13 protein-coding genes and 1 pseudogene are annotated in these 16,629 nt (G+C 65.3%); 10 read left to right on the top strand and 4 right to left on the bottom strand.

What is annotated here, in order from left to right; translation table 11 throughout:
* Positions 1-339: 339 nt before the first annotated feature.
* Positions 340-1,089 carry a FadR/GntR family transcriptional regulator gene (locus tag OR16_RS06605; protein WP_006157187.1) on the bottom strand — a complete coding sequence of 250 codons (750 nt, stop codon included), beginning with the start codon at positions 1,087-1,089 and terminating at the stop codon, positions 340-342.
* Positions 1,090-1,565: 476 nt separating this feature from the next.
* Here OR16_RS06605 and gabT point away from each other — a divergent pair, with 476 nt between their 5' ends.
* From gabT to OR16_RS06585, 4 genes and pseudogenes are all read left to right on the top strand, one after another.
* Positions 1,566-2,828, top strand: coding sequence for a 4-aminobutyrate--2-oxoglutarate transaminase (gene gabT, locus OR16_RS06600; RefSeq protein WP_006157186.1), 1,263 nt, complete (start codon positions 1,566-1,568; stop codon positions 2,826-2,828).
* Positions 2,829-2,927: 99 nt separating this feature from the next.
* Positions 2,928-4,682: a thiamine pyrophosphate-binding protein gene (locus tag OR16_RS06595; RefSeq protein ID WP_006157185.1), complete on the top strand. Its 1,755-nt coding sequence runs from the start codon at positions 2,928-2,930 to the stop codon at positions 4,680-4,682.
* On the top strand, positions 4,679-5,920 hold the full coding sequence (locus OR16_RS06590) for a Zn-dependent hydrolase (protein ID WP_006157184.1): 1,242 nt from the start codon (positions 4,679-4,681) through the stop codon (positions 5,918-5,920). The genes OR16_RS06595 and OR16_RS06590 overlap by 4 nt, the downstream gene beginning before the upstream one ends.
* Positions 5,921-5,955: 35 nt before the next feature.
* A pseudogene (locus tag OR16_RS06585) lies at positions 5,956-7,406 on the top strand (aldehyde dehydrogenase).
* A gap of 30 nt (positions 7,407-7,436) precedes the next feature.
* Here OR16_RS06585 and OR16_RS06580 read toward each other — a convergent pair.
* Positions 7,437-8,237, bottom strand: a complete 801-nt coding sequence (locus tag OR16_RS06580; RefSeq protein WP_006157181.1) for a response regulator transcription factor — start codon at positions 8,235-8,237, stop codon at positions 7,437-7,439.
* A 270-nt stretch (positions 8,238-8,507) separates the two neighbouring features.
* Positions 8,508-8,924 (bottom strand): hypothetical protein, encoded by a 417-nt coding sequence (locus OR16_RS06575; RefSeq protein WP_237716958.1) that lies wholly within the window; start codon positions 8,922-8,924, stop codon positions 8,508-8,510.
* Between the two features lie 192 nt (positions 8,925-9,116).
* Between OR16_RS06575 and OR16_RS06570 the strand changes: the two genes are divergently transcribed.
* Both OR16_RS06570 and OR16_RS06565 read left to right on the top strand, forming a co-directional pair.
* Positions 9,117-9,548, top strand: coding sequence for a hypothetical protein (locus tag OR16_RS06570; protein ID WP_006157179.1), 432 nt, complete (start codon positions 9,117-9,119; stop codon positions 9,546-9,548).
* Positions 9,549-9,601: 53 nt separating this feature from the next.
* Positions 9,602-10,687: an alpha/beta hydrolase family esterase gene (locus OR16_RS06565; protein ID WP_006157178.1), complete on the top strand. Its 1,086-nt coding sequence runs from the start codon at positions 9,602-9,604 to the stop codon at positions 10,685-10,687.
* 34 nt (positions 10,688-10,721) lie between these two features.
* Here the strand turns inward: OR16_RS06565 and OR16_RS06560 are convergent, their stop codons facing one another.
* Positions 10,722-11,609, bottom strand: a complete 888-nt coding sequence (locus tag OR16_RS06560; protein WP_043418681.1) for a LysR family transcriptional regulator — start codon at positions 11,607-11,609, stop codon at positions 10,722-10,724.
* Between the two features lie 231 nt (positions 11,610-11,840).
* On the opposite strand from OR16_RS06560, the gene OR16_RS06555 reads away from it, so the two are divergent.
* The 4 genes from OR16_RS06555 to OR16_RS06540 all read left to right on the top strand — a co-directional run bounded on the left by OR16_RS06555 (position 11,841) and on the right by OR16_RS06540 (position 16,628).
* A complete protein-coding gene (locus OR16_RS06555) occupies positions 11,841-12,842 on the top strand; it encodes an ornithine cyclodeaminase family protein (protein WP_006157176.1) in 1,002 nt (333 codons plus the stop codon).
* Positions 12,839-13,672 carry a phosphate/phosphite/phosphonate ABC transporter substrate-binding protein gene (locus OR16_RS06550; protein ID WP_006157175.1) on the top strand — a complete coding sequence of 278 codons (834 nt, stop codon included), beginning with the start codon at positions 12,839-12,841 and terminating at the stop codon, positions 13,670-13,672. The genes OR16_RS06555 and OR16_RS06550 overlap by 4 nt, the downstream gene beginning before the upstream one ends.
* A 104-nt stretch (positions 13,673-13,776) precedes the next feature.
* Positions 13,777-14,733, top strand: a complete 957-nt coding sequence (locus tag OR16_RS06545; protein WP_006157174.1) for a Bug family tripartite tricarboxylate transporter substrate binding protein — start codon at positions 13,777-13,779, stop codon at positions 14,731-14,733.
* A 380-nt stretch (positions 14,734-15,113) separates the two neighbouring features.
* Complete coding sequence (locus tag OR16_RS06540) at positions 15,114-16,628, top strand: ATP-binding protein (RefSeq protein WP_006157173.1); 1,515 nt, start codon at positions 15,114-15,116, stop codon at positions 16,626-16,628.
* Position 16,629 lies beyond the last annotated feature (1 nt).

Below are 16,629 nucleotides of genomic sequence, written 5' to 3'. Positions count from 1 at the left end.
TTGCTTGGTGTTCTGGTGGTCAGACCAATATAGCGTAGACGACGAGGATGTTGTGCGTAATTGGTAGTTGTTCTAGGTCTGGTGGGCGGGTGGTCCGGCCTGTTGAGGCGTATTTCAGGGCTTTGGTTTCATAAACGCAAGCCACGTGCCAGCATAAAAGTGATTAATTATCACTTTGTTCGGGCTCAAAGCGTGGGATTGGTGCGAACGGGAACGGCTGGGTGAGCCGTGGCGGGGCTGGGTTTGCACCAGTGATGTGCAACCGGGCCCGGATTGCCCAGGCCAGGCGCAGGCCGGTCCGGCCTGCCTGGCCCGTTTTGCCTGCCTTGCCTGCCTTGCCTATTCGGCGATGTCTTCCGACAAGCGCGACACGATTGCCAGCAGGTGGAACGACATGGCGTGGCGCGCCCGGATGGGGTCCCGGGCCACAATCGCGCGGACGATGCGGTCGTGCTCGCCAACTGCCGCGCGCCAGGCAGACGCGTCGACGAAATGCTTGTCGAGCCGCTTATACAAGGGGCTGGCCTCGCACAAATCCCATACGTGCGTGACCACCGATGCCAGCGCCGCATTGCCGCAAGCATCGGCGATCGCCTGGTGGAGGGCCCGGTCATGCTCGAAGTCGCCAGCCTCCGGCGACTGATCGGGGTTCATTTTCCGGTGCGCCTCTTCGATGGCGGCAATCTGCTCCGGGGTGCCTTGCTGCGCCGCCAGCGCCGCGCACTCCGGCTCGAACAGCGTGCGCGTCTCGATCAGCTCGAACGGACTGGCTTCCAGGGCCGCGCCCAGGCGGGCATCGATTCCGGCAGCCGGATCGGGCTCGGCACCGTTGGCGGCCGCCTGCCCGTTTTCCTTGGGGTCGAGCACGAATACGCCGCTGCCGACGCGCACTTCGATATAGCCGCCGATCTCGAGCGCGATCAATGCTTCGCGCAACGTCGAGCGCGCGACGTTGAGTTGCTCTGCCAACTCGCGCTCCGCGGGCAGGCGCTCGCCGGGGGCGAACTCGCCTGCGCTGATTTTCTTGGCAATCTGGTCGGCGATCAGCCGGTAAAGGCGCTGCGCTGAAACCGCTTGAAGTAGGGACATGAGGGCAAGGCCGCTGCAAATTGACTGGTGGTCAGATCAATACAGCAAAACCCGGTGTCTGTTCAAGGGGCGGGGTGGGTTTCTCCCGGTCTTCCGGGGTGCCGGCGGGAGTGGTCCGGCCAATATGCCCTCGGATTGGCGGCAAGCCGGCCCTGCGCTCGGGGCGTTTCAGTCGTCTTTTCTGCACATCGCAATGCGCATCCAGGGCGCGACATGATGCAATCGCCCTCAATTGGACGGACCACCCAATCAAAATATCAAAAGATTTGGCAATTTTCCTGCGAAGCCCATAGAATTGGTCCGGCCACTGGTTGGGTTGCAACGCTGGCGGCACAAAAAGCGGCTTAAACGCCATCCGGAGGGTCGAACTGGTCTGACCCGAAGCGCTTTCCCCCCGATTTCCCGGCCGGCCCCGCGCGGCGCCGACCGCCCGGATTCAAACAAGACAGCAAGACACCCATGCAATGGAGCATGTAATGAAGAACGCAGACCTGGTACGCCGCAAAGATGCCGCCACGCCCCGTGGCGTTGGTGTGATGTGCAACTTCTATGCTGAGCGCGCCGAGAACTCGGAGCTGTGGGACGTTGAGGGCAACCGCTACATCGACTTCGCGGCTGGCATCGCCGTGCTCAATACCGGCCACCGCCACCCGCGCCTGGTGCAGGCCATGCAGGCGCAGATGGAGCGCTTCACGCACACCGCCTACCAGATCGTTCCCTACGCCAGCTATATCGAGCTGGCCGAGAAGATCAACGCCCGCGCGCCGGGCGCGTTCGCCAAGAAGACCGCGTTTTTCACCACCGGCGCCGAAGCCGTCGAGAACGCCATCAAGATCGCCCGTGCCGCTACCGGGCGCCCCGGCGTCATTGCCTTCTCCGGCGGCTTCCATGGCCGCACCATGATGGGCATGGCGCTGACTGGCAAGGTCGTGCCCTACAAGGTGGGGTTTGGCCCGTTCCCAGGCGACGTGTTCCACGCGCCGTACCCGTACGGCCTGCATGGCGTGAGCGTGCAGGACTCGATCAACGCGCTGCACCAGTTGTTCAAGGCAGATGTGGACCCGAAGCGGGTCGCGGCCATCATCTTCGAACCGGTCCAGGGCGAGGGCGGCTTCAACGTAGCACCCGCCGAGTTCGTGCGCGCGCTGCGCGGCATCTGCGACGAGCACGGCATCCTGCTGGTCGCCGATGAAGTGCAGACCGGCTTTGGCCGCACCGGCAAGCTCTTCGCCATGGAGCACTATGACGTCACGCCGGACCTGACCACCATGGCCAAGAGCCTGGCCGGCGGCATGCCCTTGTCGGCGGTGTGCGGCCGCGCCGAGATCATGGACGCGCCGGCTCCCGGCGGGCTGGGCGGCACTTACGCCGGCAACCCGCTGGCGGTGGCCTCGGCGCTGGCGGTGCTGGACGTGCTGGAAGACGAGGGGCTGATCGAGCGCGGCGCGGCCCTCGGCCAGCGGCTGCAGGACAAGCTCGATGGACTGAAGTCCCGCGTGCCGGAGATCGGCGAGGTCCGCGGCGTGGGCGCCATGATTGCCGTGGAGTTCCGCAAGGCCGACGGCAGCCCCAATCCCGAATTCACCCGGCAGGTGCAAGACCGCGCGCTGGAGCGCGGCCTGCTGCTGCTCTCCTGCGGCGTGTACGGCAATGTGGTGCGCTTCCTGTTCCCGCTGACCATTCAGGACGCCGTGATGGCCGAAGGGCTGGACATCCTGCAAGCCGCGCTGCTGCAGTAATCGCCGCACGGCACGCCGACAGGCATCGCATTGAAGAAATCGCAGCATCGCCGCGCCAAAGCTGAAGCGGCGGCGAAACGCACAACGGAATTCACTACCATGACCAAGCCGCAAGCATCGCCGGCGCGCCCCGAGCGCAACGGTGGCCAGATCCTGATCGACCAGCTGATTATCCAGGGCGTGAAACGCGTCTTCCTGGTGCCGGGCGAGAGCTACCTGCCTTGCATCGATGCGCTGTACGACCATCAGGACAAGATCCAGCCCATCGTTTGCCGGCAGGAAAGCGGGGCGGGCTATATGGCGGAGGCGCAAGGCAAGCTGACCGGCGAGCCCGGCATCTGCTTCGTCACGCGCGGCCCCGGTGCCACCAATGCCAGCATCGCCGTGCACACCGCCTACCAGGATTCGACCCCGATGATCCTGTTCGTCGGCCAGGTCGGCAACGACTTCTATGAGCGTGAGGCGTTCCAGGAGGTCGACTATCGCCGCATGTTTGGCCAGATGACCAAATGGGTGGCGCAGATCGACCGCACGGACCGCATTCCCGAATTCATCGCGCGCGCCTTCGCGGTGGCCACCAGCGGACGGCCCGGCCCGGTCGTGCTGGCGCTGCCGGAAGACACGTTGTGGGGCAAGGCAGCGGTGGCCGACGTGCCGCGCTACCGGCGTGCCTACAGCGCGCCGACGCCTGGCGCCATGGCGTCGCTGGCCGAGCTGATCGAGCAGGCCGAGCGCCCATTCCTGCTGGTTGGCGGATCGGGCTGGACGCCGGAGGCCTCGCGCCAGATGGAAGGGTTTGCCGAGCGCTTTGCGTTGCCGGTCGGGGTGGCCTGGCGCCGGCTGGAGTGCTTCGACAATCATCATCCCAACTTTGCCGGGCACGTGGGTTGGGCCATGCCCGAATCGCTGCGCAAGCGCGTACGGGAAAGCGACCTGCTGATCGCTGTCGGCACGCGCATGGGCGAGGCCACGAGCGAGGGCTACACGGTGGTGGAAAGCCCGCTGCCCAAGCAGCGCCTGGTCCATGTGTACCCTGACGCCATCGAGCTTGGCCGCGTGTTTCATCCCACGTTGCCCATCGCCGCCGATGTCGTCTCGTTCGCCGCCGCGGTGAGCCAGCTCTCGCCATCGGCCGCGCAGGGCGCGCGCAATGCCGGCCACGAATCCCATCAGGCCTATCTGTGCGAGCAGGAACCCAAGGCCGCGCCGGGCGCGCTCAACCTCAACGTGGCCGCCTGCCACGTCCGCGACAACGTGCCGGAGGACACCTGCATCACCGTTGGTGCAGGCAACTACGCGCTGTACCCGCATGCCTACTACCGCTTCAAGGGCGTCGGCACCAGCCTGGCGCCGACCGTGGGATCGATGGGTTACGGCCTGCCGGCAGCCATCGCCGCCAAGCTCGAGGATCCCGGTCGCACCGTGGTCTGCTATGCGGGCGATGGCTGCTTCCAGATGAACCTGCAAGAGCTCGGCGTGGCCATGCAGTACCGGGTCGGCATCGTGGTGCTGGTGTTCAACAACGGCATCTGGGGCACCATCCGCGCGCACCAGGAGCGCGAGTTCCCGGGCCGCACCGTGGCCCTCGGCTTTGATAATCCGGAGTTCAGCGAACTGATCCGCGCCTATCGCGGCTATGGCGAAGTGGTTTCCAGCGACGCCGAGTTCGGCCCCGCCTTCGCGCGCGCGCTGGCGTTTGCCAACAGCGAGCAACTGCCAGCCTTGCTGGAGCTGCGCTACGACGCCGACGGCATCGCGCCAGGCATGACCCTGTCGCAGATCCGCGCGGACGCGTTTGCCCGGCCGCGCGCACGCCAGGTAATGGCCATGACGGCGCAAGGAGAAAGCATATGAACACGCTGGCAATCAATGGCGAGCGCCTGTGGCGCTCGCTGATGGACCTGGCCGCCATCGGCGCCACGCCCAAGGGCGGCAATGCGCGCCTGGCACTGACGGCGCTGGACGGGCAGGGGCGCGACCTGGTGACCGGCTGGATGCGCGAAGCCGGACTGAGCGTGACGGTCGACAAGGTCGGCAATATCTTTGCCCGCCGGGCAGGGCGCAACAACGCGCTGGCCCCGGTCATGACGGGCAGCCATATCGACACCCAGCCCACTGGCGGCAAGTTCGACGGCTGCTACGGCGTGCTGGCGGGCCTGGAAGTCATGCGGACCCTGGACGACCACGGCATCACCACCGAGGCCCCGCTCGAGGTGGCCATCTGGACCAATGAAGAGGGCTCCCGCTTTGTCCCGGTGATGATGGGCTCCGGCGTGTTCGCCGGCGTCTTTGCGCTGGAGACCGCGCTGTCGGCCACCGACGTGGCGGGCAAGCGCGTGGCGGATGAACTGGCCGCCATCGGCTATGCCGGCGGCGCGGAGGTTGGCCACAAGGTTGGCGCCTACTTCGAGGCCCACATCGAACAGGGGCCGGTGCTCGAGGCCGAGGACAACGTGATCGGTGTCGTGACCGGATCGCTGGGCCTGCGCTGGTACGACGTCACCGTGACCGGCATGGAGGCGCACGCCGGCCCCACGCCGATGCCGCTGCGCAAGGACGCGCTCTATGGCGCCAGCTTCCTGATGCAGGCGGTGATCCGCATCGCCAACGACTTCGCGCCGCACGGGCGCGGCACGGTGGGCGTGGTCAATGTGCATCCGTCGTCGCGCAACGTCATCCCCGGGGCGGTGAAGTTCACCGTCGACCTGCGCCACCTCGACCCGGCGCGGCTGGCCGAGATGGATGCACGCTTTCGCGCGGCCTGCGCGGCTGTCGCGGATGGCACCACCACCGGCGCGGCGCTGGATGTGGCGGTGGAAGACGTGCAGTACTTCGCGCCCACGCCGTTCGCGCCGGAGCTGATCAGCCGCGTGCGCCAGCAAGCGGCCGCGCGGGGCTACAGCCACCAGGACATCGTCACGGGCGCTGGCCACGACGCTGTCTATATCGCCGGCATCGCGCCCACCGCGATGATCTTCGTGCCATGCAAGGACGGCATCAGCCACAACGAGATCGAAGACGCCAAGCCGGAGCACCTGGAAGCCGGGGCCAACGTGCTGCTCGGCGCCATGGTGGCACAGGCGAACGCCTGAGCATGCCCAAACCCAATCAATGCCAGGATCCTTTGATGAGCGATTTGAGAGATCTCGCCTATTGGCAAAAACAGGCCGCGACGCTATCGATCCGTTCGCAAGCCTATATCGACGGCCGTTGGGCTGACGCCGCCGACGGCGCGACCTTCGAGAGCATCAACCCCGCCACCGGCAAGACGCTCGCCAGCGTTGCGGCCTGCGGCGCGCAGGACGTCAACCGCGCGGTCGCCGCGGCGCGCAAGGCGTTTCAGTCCGGCGTCTGGTCGGACCTGCCGCGCAGCGCCAGGAAGGCGACACTGCTCAAGCTGTCGCAACTGATCGACACGCACCGGGATGAGCTCGCGCTGCTGGAAACGCTCGACATGGGCAAGCCCATTGCCGAGACCCTGCAATACGACATCCCCGAAGCCGCCCGCACCTTCGCCTGGTACGCCGAAGCCATCGACAAGATCTACGACGAGATCGCGCCGACCGGCCCCAACGTGCTGGCCACCATCACGCGCGAGCCGTTGGGCGTGGTGGCGGCGGTCGTGCCCTGGAACTACCCGCTGCTGATGGCTAGCTGGAAGGTAGCGCCCGCGCTGGCCGCCGGCAACAGCGTGGTGCTCAAGCCCGCGGAACAATCCCCGCTCACCGCGCTGCGGCTGGCGGCGCTCGCCGAACAAGCCGGCATGCCGGCGGGGGTCTTCAATGTCGTGCCGGGCCTTGGCGCCACTGCCGGGCAGGCACTGGGCCGCCATCCTGATGTGGACTGCATCGCCTTTACCGGGTCGACCGCCACCGGCAAGCGTTTCATGGAGTATTCCGGCCAGTCCAACCTCAAGCGCGTCTGGCTCGAGTGCGGCGGCAAGTCGCCGCACATCGTCTTCGACGATTGCCCAGACCTGGACCGCGCCGCGCAAGCCGCTGCCATCGGCATCTTCAGCAACCAGGGCGAGATCTGCATCGCCGGCTCGCGCCTCTATGTGCAAAGCGGCATCTACGATGCGTTCATGGAGAAGCTGGAAGCGCACGCCGCGCGCATGCAACCGGGCGATCCGCTGGACCCCGCCACCGCCATGGGGGCCATCGTCGACGGCGCGCAACTGCAGCGGGTGATGTCGTATGTGAAGAGCGGCGAGGACGAAGGCGCCCGCCTGCGCGCCGGTGGCAAGCGCGCGCACACGGACAGCGGCGGCTTCTACATGCAGCCGACCATCTTCGAATGCCCGACGCAGTCACTCACCATCGTGCGTGAGGAGATCTTCGGCCATGCAACGACTCGCCTTACGGGCTAGGCTCGGGACTCTGGACCTCCAACCTGTCGCGCGCGCACCGCGTTTCGCGCAAGCTGCAGGCGGGGCTGGTGTGGGTCAACTGTTATATGGACAGCGACGTGACGGTGCCATTTGGTGGCGTGAAACAATCGGGTTCGGGCCGTGACAAGTCCTTGCATGCGCTGGACAAGTACACGGATCTGAAGACGACGTGGATCAGCCTGGCGTGACCAGGCGATGAGCCGGCCAGTCAATTCCAGTCAGATCAATTCCATCTGCCGGATTACGGGGGGGCGGTGGCCGGCCAGCTTCAACGGCGGCACACCGCCAACCGGCCATGCCAGGCTGATGCCCTGTTGCCGTGCCTTGTAGGCGGCCTCCTCCCTGCCAGTCACCTGGAGATGCCTGTACATGGCGCGAGCATGCGTTTTGACAGCAGGCACTGAAATATTCAGCAAACGGCCTACGGTCTTGATCGCATTCCCTCGGGAAAGCAATGCCAGCACGTCATACTGGCGTTGCGTCAGTCCCAGCAGTGCTGCCTCATGCGCAACCCGTTCGCTCCCGGCGGTGCGTTGCGGTGCCTGCGCCGCCACGGGCAAGGCGGGGAAGAGCGAAAGCTGGCTTGCGCCGGCATTCTCCGATTGACCGTTGGCGATACGCCGGATTGCCGTCCTGAGGACGTCAAGCGAGGCCGATTTCGGCAGGCAGCCGCCGACACCTCCCGTGATCCCGCTTTGCGGCATCTGCAGGGGTACGGCATCGCAGAGCAGCAGCAGGCGCGGCGCGGACCATAGCCTGCGCGCCTTGCCGAGCCATTCCCAGCCAGTGTCGGCATCGCCGGGCATGCCGAAGATGATCAGATCAACGTCAGTTTCAAGGTCGGGGTCGGGGTCGGGGTCGAGGTCAAGGTCGGGGTCAATGTCACCACCGGCATGCCGGTGCGCGGGGATTTCCCCGGGGTCGATGGCAAGGACATGGGCGATACCTGCAATACCCTCCAACAGCTTGAGCATTGCGATCCGGATCAATGGATGGCTTTCGACGAGCACCACGTTCATGCCGCAACTCCCCGTACCAATGCAAATGCAGATGTCATGGAGACAGGCTAGAGCCTGCCCGAATTTCTAATAGTTATCCATCTCGCAGGATATTAGATTCGTATTGTGCTTGAAATCAAGTGGGCATGTTGCATGGATGAAACTGCAACGTGCTCAATATGCATGTCAAATGCTGGCTTTTGGTTCTCTTCATGCGGGATGGCAGGGTGCGAGGCACCTCGTGCCTCGCCGGCCCGCGAGCCGCGGCGCGCTCGCTAACCCCAACAGCTTCTACGGCCGCTTATCCCCGGCCGGGCTGGTAGGGCGCTGCGCCGGTAGCTTGCCGATGATGCAATCCACCGCGCGCGTGTCCGACTTGCCTTGCCCTAGCGCGCCAACAACCGAGTCGCGATACTGCGCCGGGGTGATGCGCTTGTAGTAGAGCCGTGAGGTCTGGTCGAGCCAGTAGACGTAGTCGCTGTCGTTCCGGCCGCCGTCGGTGCGCAGCCAATCGCTGATGTTGTTGTTCCCGATCCTCATGTTCGGGCAGCCGCGCTGCACGCTGTCCAGGTAGGCGTCGAAGCCCTTTGCCTCGAAGTTGCGCACCGAGTCCGGCGCGCAGGCGGCCAGTAGCAAGGCGGCGCAGGTGGCGATGGCGAGCGGGAGTGCGGGGATGCTGCTGCGTGTGTCGGGGAAAAGGCTGGGCATATCGGTCCTGTAGGGCTCGCCGAGCGTCAAGCATAGGCTGGAACCGCACTTTCTCCCCATGCGCCTGAAATATTTCATATGGCGCCGGGAAACGCCTGAACTCGCATGTAACAAACTGTCCAATCCGCTTGACCTGCCTCGCGTGCCATCCTATAACCATCCAGTTGGATGTTATACGGATGGTAAGTAATCATGAGCGAGCAGCAAGGGGCACTTACGCCCCCGTCCCGCCCTAAAGGCGGCGAAACCGAGAAGATCACGATCAATCTCGGCCCCGTGGATCTCGGCCAGATCGACCTGCTGGTCGAGGAGGGTTTTTACTCGAACCGCACCGACCTGATCCGTACCGCGATCCGCAACCAGCTTGCGATCCACGCGCAGGCTGTCAGCGAGACCGTGACACGGCGCGCGCTGGTGCTCGGCCTGCAGCATTTCTCCCGCCAGGACCTGGAGGCGGCGCAAGCCGCCCGCCAGCGCCTGGATATCCATGTGCTGGGACTCGCCAGCATCGCATCCGATGTCACGCCCGAACTCGCCCTCGCCACGATCCAGTCAATCGTGGTGCTGGGCGCGTTCCATGCCTCCGCCGCGGTCAAGGCCGCGCTGGCCGGCCGTATCCGCTGAGCCGGGCGGCGGCCAAGGAGCACGTTGCCGAAGGCACACCGAAGGACACCATGATGAAAATGAATGAAGAATTCCTGGCCTCCATGCAGGAAGCCATGGCGTTGCTGCGCACCGCGGGGCCGATGGAGGCCACCGAGGCGATTCAACGCGCGCTGCGTGGCAACGGCGCAGGCTGCGTTGCCGGATTCCAGCCCGCGCAAGTGGTTGAGGCATTGCTGCCGCGCAAAGCGCGGGATGCCCGCGCACAGCCCACGCAAGACCTGCAACCGCCGCCGCAGGCCGAAGCGCACGACGCCGGCCACTTCGCCGCCAGGCGCTATACCGGCCACGCTGGCCAGCGCGCCTACAAGCTCTATGTGCCCAGCGGCTTCGAAGGCAAGCGGCTTGCGCTGGTGGTGATGCTGCACGGCTGCACCCAGGACGCTGACGATTTCGCGGCGGGCACCCGGATGAACGCACTCGCCGAGCAGCATGGCTTCCTGGTCGCGTATCCCATCCAGCCCGCGACGGCCAACCCGTCCAGGTGCTGGAGCTGGTTCAAGCCGGGCGACCAGCAGCGCGAGCTGGGCGAGCCAGCGCTGATCGCAGGCATTACGCGGGAAGTCATGGCCAACCACCCGGTCGATCCCGATCGCGTGTACGTGGCCGGCTTGTCGGCCGGTGGCGCCATGGCCGCCGTGATGGTCCATACCTATCCGGAGTTGTATGCAGCCGCCGGCGTTCACTCCGGCTTGCCGTATGGCAGCGCGCATGACTTGCCGTCGGCGCTTGCTGCGATGAAAGGCGGCAAGATGGGCGCGAAGATGCCGGCCGGGAACACCGCGCCGGTGCGCCCGCTGATCGTGTTCCACGGCGATGCGGACGCAACAGTCCACGTCTCCAACGCTGAGCGGTTGCTGCGGGATTTCAAGGACACCACCTCCGGCGACAGCCCGCGCATCAGCAAGCAGAACGGACGCACCGTCACTTGCCGCCGGTTGAGGTCGGCGAGTGGCGTCGAGGCGGAGCACTGGCTGATTCATGGCGCACCGCACGCCTGGGCGGGCGGCAGTGCGCGCGGCACGTACACCGATGCGAGCGGGCCAGACGCCAGCGCGGAGATGGTGCGGTTCTTCCTGGCGCATCCGTTGAAGAAGTAAGCGGGGGGATAGGGTAGACGGTTGTCCCCATACCTCAAGCCTTCATCCGCGCCATCAACTCCTGCGCAAACACCAGCGCTAGCCGCGACAACGGCTCGGACTGGACATTGAAGATCTGGACCGAGGCGTTGACCTTGGTCCGGATCGGAATGGCCATGACATTGGGCCACGCTTGCCCGAAGACCGTCATGGCATCGACCAGCGCGATGCCGGCCCCGGCCTGCGCCAGCGCGCGCGCCACGTGCGCCTGCTCCACCTCGATCCGCATGTCGAGGTCATCGAAGCCGCTGCCAAACATCTCCCGCACCAGCAAACCGAATGGCACATCCGCGCCGTAGCCGATCAGCGGCTCGCCGGCGAGCTCGGACGGGCGCACATAGCTGCGCCCGCTCAAGCGGTGCCCCGCGGGCACCAGCGCCACCATCGGGTTCTTCACCAGTAGCCGGGACTCCAGGCTGGGATGCACCAGCGGCATGTTGGACACGGCCAGCTCGGCCTGCCCGGAGAGCAGCGCGCGCAGCATGTTGCCCGGTATCTGCGTGCGCACCACGATGCGCACCGCCGGATGCGCGGCGCGAAACGAGGCGATTGCCTGGGGCAGCACAGTCTGGCCGAGGTTGGGGCTGCATGAGATGCGCAGGCTGCCCGTGCGGTTGGTGGCGAGGTCTTCGGCGATCTCGTTCACACGCTCGATCCCTTCATACACCGCATTGACTTCGTTCAGCAGCCGCCGCGCTTCCGGTGTCGGGTAAAGGCGTCCCTTCACGCGGCGGAACAACTCCAGCCCCAGGCGCTGCTCGGTGTGCGACATCAGCCGGCTGATGGCGGGCTGGGACACATACAGGAGCTTGGATGCGCCGCTGATCGAGCCCGTGAGCATCACGGCGCGAAACACTTCGATCTGCCGGAGGTTCATTTTCATGATTTCAATCCATTAACCTGATGTTAAATAGTACGGACATATAAGCATATGACAGTAAATATGCTGGTGCCTACACTGGCTTCTGACAGCGCGCTTCATCACGTGCACCAAGGCTGCGCAGGGCGCTGCGGCGTGAGCACCGTGATGGGGATGCGCGGCACGATGCGGGGGCATTCTGATGCATGCCGGTGCGTCGACTCAACGTTCACAGCAGGAGACGAGGAAAAACACATGAGCGATATCCATCTGACTTACATCAACGGCCGCGACATCGCGAAGCTCGCGATGACCGACCAGGAAATCCTAGACGCGGTCGAACAAGGCCTGTTGGCGCAAGGCAACAACCAGACGGTGATCGAGCCGCGCGTGCACCTGATTCCGGACCCGGCATTCAATGGCCACTTCAATGTGCTGCGCGGCTATGTGGCGCCGCTCGGGCTGGCCGGCGTGAAGATCGTTGGCGACTACGTCGACAACTACAAGCTGGGCCTGCCGTCGGAGATGGCCATGCTCAACCTGTTCGATCCGCGCACCGGCATGCCGGTGGCGATGATCGACGCGACCTTCATCACCGATGCGCGCACAGGCGCGGTGACCGCGCTGGGCGCGCGCCACCTGGCACGCCGCAACAGCAAGGTGCTTGGCCATATCGGCGCGCGCGGCACGTCGTACTGGAACGTGCGCCTGCTTGACAGCATCTTCGACTTCGACGAGATCCGCGTGCATTCGCGGCGCCCCGAGAGCCGCGATGCCTTCGCCGCGCGGCTGGAGAAGGATCTCGGCAAGAGGATCATCGTCACGCAGGATTGGGAGTCGTGCGTGCGGGGCGCGGACATCGTGGTCGAGGCATCGCGGCTGGACAAGCCTACGCCTCTGCTCAAGACGGAGTGGATCAAGCCGGGCGCGTTCGTGGTGCCATACGGGACCATGAGCGCGGTGGAGCTGTCGCTGACCGACATCATGAGCAAGCTGGTGGTGGACGACTGGACCCAGTGCAAGGGCGGCATGTTTGGCTCGCTGCGCGCGCATGTGGAGGTGGGCAAGCTGTCCGAGCAGACCCTGCACGCCGAGCTTGGGGAAATCGTCGCGGGCCGCAAGCCGGGCCGGCAGAGCGATGACGAGACCAACCTGTTCTGGCACCGTGGCTTGTCGTTGAGCGATATCGCGCTTGGCCACGCCATCATGAAGAAGGCCGAGCGCATGGGCGTGGGCCAGCGGCTCGTCTACGCATGATCGCCAACGCGCGCATGTATGCGGTGGCCGCGCCGGTCGGGCAGGTGTGGCGGGCCTTGCTCACCTACGTGGGCGAGCGGGCCGGCGTGGCGTGGGCGTACGTCGAGCATGCCGCGCCGGCGCCGCTCAGCGCGCTATGGGCGCGGCCTGACTGCGGCTGCGTCTTCATGTGCGGGTTTCCGTTTGTCAGCGCGGGTAGCCGTCATCGCCTGCTGGCGGCGCCGGTGCCATCGCTGCCGCGCTATGCGGACCGGCCGGCGTACTTCACCGAGTTCATCGTGCGCGACGATGCGGCGTTCACCACGCTGGAGGCCGCCTTCGGTGGCAGGCTGGCTTGCATGCTGCCGGAATCGAACTCAGGCTACAACGCGCCGCGGCACTACCTGATGGCCAAGGCCGCGGCCAGCGCCGGCACGCTATTCCGGCCAACGGCGGCGCCAACCCCCACGCCGCGCCAGGTGATCGACGCGGTCATCCGCGGCGAGGCGGAGGTTGGCGTGGTGGACAGCTATGTGCTGGACCTGTTGCGCATGCACGCGCCCGCGCTGATGGCGCAGGTGCGCACCGTGGCGGTGACGCCGGCTTCCCCGATCCCGCCGCTGGTGGCCTCGCCGCTGACCGATGACGATACCGTGGTGCGCGTGCGGGCCGTGCTGCTGGACCTGCATCTTGACCCGGCCTGCACGGGCTGGCTCGCGCAATTGCGGCTGGCGCGCTTTGCGCAAGTCAGCGCGCAGGACTATGACGTGCTGGCCTGCTACGCCAGCGAGGCCGACCAGGCCGGCTTTACGCTGACTGGCGCCCGCGGCGCCAAGGAGAGCCGCGCATGACCGCCACGGCAGCATGCGCGGCTTGCGCGTGGCGCTGATCCTGATCGCGCCCCGAAACCTGTTCTTTGATGCTCTGATAGTCCGACCAACGTGGAGAATTGTCGATGAAGCGTTTCCTGATGACATTGCTGGCCATCGGCTTGCCGATGCTGGCCAGCGCCCAGGCCTATCCATCCAAGCCCGTGCGGCTGATCGTGCCGTTCCCGGCGGGCGGCCCCGCCGACGTGCTCGGCAGGGTCGTGGGCGAGGGCCTGTCCAAGGCGTGGGGCCAAAGCGTGTTGGTGGAGAACAAGGCGGGCGCGGCCGGCACCATCGGCGTGGACCAGGCGGCCAAGGCCGCGCCGGACGGCTATACGCTGGCCGTGGTGCCGGTGGGGAACATCGCAGTCAACCCTTCGCTGTTCCACAGCCTGCCGTACAAGGCGCAAGACCTGGTGCCGGTAACGATGCTGGCCACGGCGGAGAACGTGCTGGTGGTCGGCGCCAACGTGCCGGCCGGCACCCTTGCCGACCTGCTCAAGCTGGCGGCGCAAAAACCCGGCGAGCTGAGCTTTGCCTCACCCGGGGCCGGCAGCCAGGCGCACCTGGCGGGCGAGTTGCTGCAACTGGACGCCAAGGTCAAGCTCAACCACATTCCCTACAAGGGCGTGAGCCCGGCAATCACCGACCTGGTGGGGGGGCAGGTGACCATGATGTTCGCGCAGGTCTCGTCGGCGTTGCCGTACATCAAGGCGGGCAAGCTCCACGCGCTTGGCGTGGCCAGCCTGAGGCGCCTGGCGGCGATGCCAGGCGTGCCGACCATTGCCGAGCAGGGCTTCCCCAAGTTCGAGGCCGTGTCCTGGTATGCGTTGATGGCGCCGGCAGGCACGCCCAAGGACGTGATCGCCCGCATCAATCACCAGGCGCAGGAAGTGCTGGCGAACCCGGCGCTCAAGGAGAAGCTGGCCACGCTGGGCATGGACACCAGCGGCGGCACGCCGCAGGAACTGGCTGCCACGATCCAGCAGGACAGCGCGCGCTGGGCTGGCGTGATTCGCAAGCGGCAGATTACGGTGGATTGAGGGCGTTGCGAGGCGGCCAGCACCATCCAGTCTCGGAAGAGACTGATTGCGCGTTTTCCTGCAGCCCGATTCTCAAGGATCACGACGGCACGGGCAGCATGATCCGTGTCAGCCGCAACCTGCGGGGGAGCTGTCATCGACCTCCGTTAAATCAAGAAGAGTCTCTTAGGGCTCTTATATGGAGATATTGATTGAGGAATTGCTTAGGTAGTTGATTAAGATACATTTATACATCTTATAGATATGGACGACGAATTCCGGCGCTGCCGGGGACATTCGTCGTGGCCACGGCAGCGGGTTTTTGACCAGAAGCCGGCTTCCTGCCTAGTCATGCGCCCGGTGTGTCTATAAGATGCATCAGTGTAACTAAAAGGAATTGCATGACTTCCTGGGGATTCTACGGGCGCACGGGGACGCTGGAGACGCTGGACCGGATCGTCCGGAGCCCCAACTGGTTCTTCTGTCGCATCCAAGGCAGGCGACGCATCGGCAAGACGACCCTCTTGCGTGAGTTGTCCAGGAGCGAGCCGTCTTTGCTCGCCCGGATGGTCTACATGCAGATACCGGATTCGGACGAACGGGATGTAGCGGCCGGGTTTCGCCGGGCGCTGGAAGACTGCGAATCCCAGTTCGCCAATGCACTAGCCGCGCAGGTCACGGATTTTGCCTCGATGGCAGGCGCCATCGGCCAGCTCTGCCGCCGCGGCTTGATTGTCGTGTTGGACGAATTCCAGTACTTCACGGACGCAAGGCTCTACGCCTTCAACTCGTTCCTGCAGGAGCAAGTGGACCGGCTGCGCGATACGCAAGGGGGCGGGCTATTTGTCCTCGGCTCCCTGCAGTCGGAAATGAGTGCTCTGCTCGACGACAACGGCGCGCCGCTCTTTGGGCGGCTCACCGCGGCTATCGATCTGCAGCATTGGGATTTCGAGGACCTGACCGAGGTGTACCGTGCGCACGGCATCCGCGACCCACACCACTGGCTGACGCTCTGGAGCTGCTTCGAAGGCGTGCCCAAGTTTTACCGCGATGCCTATGACCAAGGCCTGTTTCAGGTGGGCGCCGGGTTTCAGGAAGCCTTGCTCGAACGGATGTTCCTGCGCGAAGGCAGCCCTCTTGCCGAGGAGGCGGACACGTCCTTCCTTCGCGAGGTGAAGGGAAGGCTTCTCTCGGTCCTGGCTTTTCTTGCGGAGCGTCCAGGCTCCAACCACGGGCAATTGGTCGACACACTGCTGCGAGATGAGGACGAAGCGTCGCTGAAGGTCACCGTCAGGCGCCTGGTCGAGAGCTACCACATGGTCGACAAGCGCCACCCTGTGTTCTCCGAGAGCAAGAGCCGCAATGCCCGCTACTACATTACCGACAACTTCCTGCAGGCATGGCTGTGGGTCGTGAAGCCGGCGCGGGACGCTTCCCGCATGCGCCCGCTCTCCAAGGCGATCGATCTGACGCTCCCTCGGCTGAACGGACACGAGGGATACGCCTTCGAGAAGCTGGTTCGTCAACTGCACGTCGAGTGCTCGCGAAAGGGGGTGGGCGATTTCTCGCTGACCGCGATCGAACTAGGCTACTGGAACCGGCCGCGGGACGAGCAGAACGCGATCGAGATCGATGTCGTCGCACTCGACGAAGACACGCGACGTATCCGCTTTGGCTCCTGCAAGCGCACTGCAAGCAAGCACTCCCGGTCCTCGCTCGCCGAGTTCGAGCGACACATCGAGCGCTTCATGTCGACCAAGGAAGGGCGTCGGGTGAAAGGTTGGACATTGACCAAGGCGTTGTTTTCGCCGGCGTTCTCCGCGGAAGAGGATCGAGCACTGACGGCCGCCGGCTACCAGTGCCTGGACCTGCCGGCGTACGCAAGGATGCTCGCGTCTCCACGATCGTCCCGCTAAC

Origin of the sequence: Cupriavidus basilensis OR16 (assembly GCF_000243095.1) — a bacterium.
Taxonomy (GTDB): Bacteria; Pseudomonadota; Gammaproteobacteria; order Burkholderiales; family Burkholderiaceae; genus Cupriavidus; species Cupriavidus basilensis_D.
Note: the sequence above shows the minus strand (reverse complement) of the source record. Positions and strands in the feature narration are given on the sequence as shown.

What these genes read in the sequence shown, in the direction of transcription:
- OR16_RS06605 (WP_006157187.1), bottom strand. Translation starts at nt 1,089, where the DNA reads ATGTCCCTACTTCAAGCGGTTTCAGCGCAGCGCCTTTACCGGCTGATC.
- gabT (WP_006157186.1), top strand. Translation starts at nt 1,566, where the DNA reads ATGAAGAACGCAGACCTGGTACGCCGCAAAGATGCCGCCACGCCCCGT.
- OR16_RS06595 (WP_006157185.1), top strand. Translation starts at nt 2,928, where the DNA reads ATGACCAAGCCGCAAGCATCGCCGGCGCGCCCCGAGCGCAACGGTGGC.
- OR16_RS06590 (WP_006157184.1), top strand. Translation starts at nt 4,679, where the DNA reads ATGAACACGCTGGCAATCAATGGCGAGCGCCTGTGGCGCTCGCTGATG.
- OR16_RS06580 (WP_006157181.1), bottom strand. Translation starts at nt 8,237, where the DNA reads ATGAACGTGGTGCTCGTCGAAAGCCATCCATTGATCCGGATCGCAATG.
- OR16_RS06575 (WP_237716958.1), bottom strand. Translation starts at nt 8,924, where the DNA reads ATGCCCAGCCTTTTCCCCGACACACGCAGCAGCATCCCCGCACTCCCG.
- OR16_RS06570 (WP_006157179.1), top strand. Translation starts at nt 9,117, where the DNA reads ATGAGCGAGCAGCAAGGGGCACTTACGCCCCCGTCCCGCCCTAAAGGC.
- OR16_RS06565 (WP_006157178.1), top strand. Translation starts at nt 9,602, where the DNA reads ATGAAAATGAATGAAGAATTCCTGGCCTCCATGCAGGAAGCCATGGCG.
- OR16_RS06560 (WP_043418681.1), bottom strand. Translation starts at nt 11,609, where the DNA reads ATGAAAATGAACCTCCGGCAGATCGAAGTGTTTCGCGCCGTGATGCTC.
- OR16_RS06555 (WP_006157176.1), top strand. Translation starts at nt 11,841, where the DNA reads ATGAGCGATATCCATCTGACTTACATCAACGGCCGCGACATCGCGAAG.
- OR16_RS06550 (WP_006157175.1), top strand. Translation starts at nt 12,839, where the DNA reads ATGATCGCCAACGCGCGCATGTATGCGGTGGCCGCGCCGGTCGGGCAG.
- OR16_RS06545 (WP_006157174.1), top strand. Translation starts at nt 13,777, where the DNA reads ATGAAGCGTTTCCTGATGACATTGCTGGCCATCGGCTTGCCGATGCTG.
- OR16_RS06540 (WP_006157173.1), top strand. Translation starts at nt 15,114, where the DNA reads ATGACTTCCTGGGGATTCTACGGGCGCACGGGGACGCTGGAGACGCTG.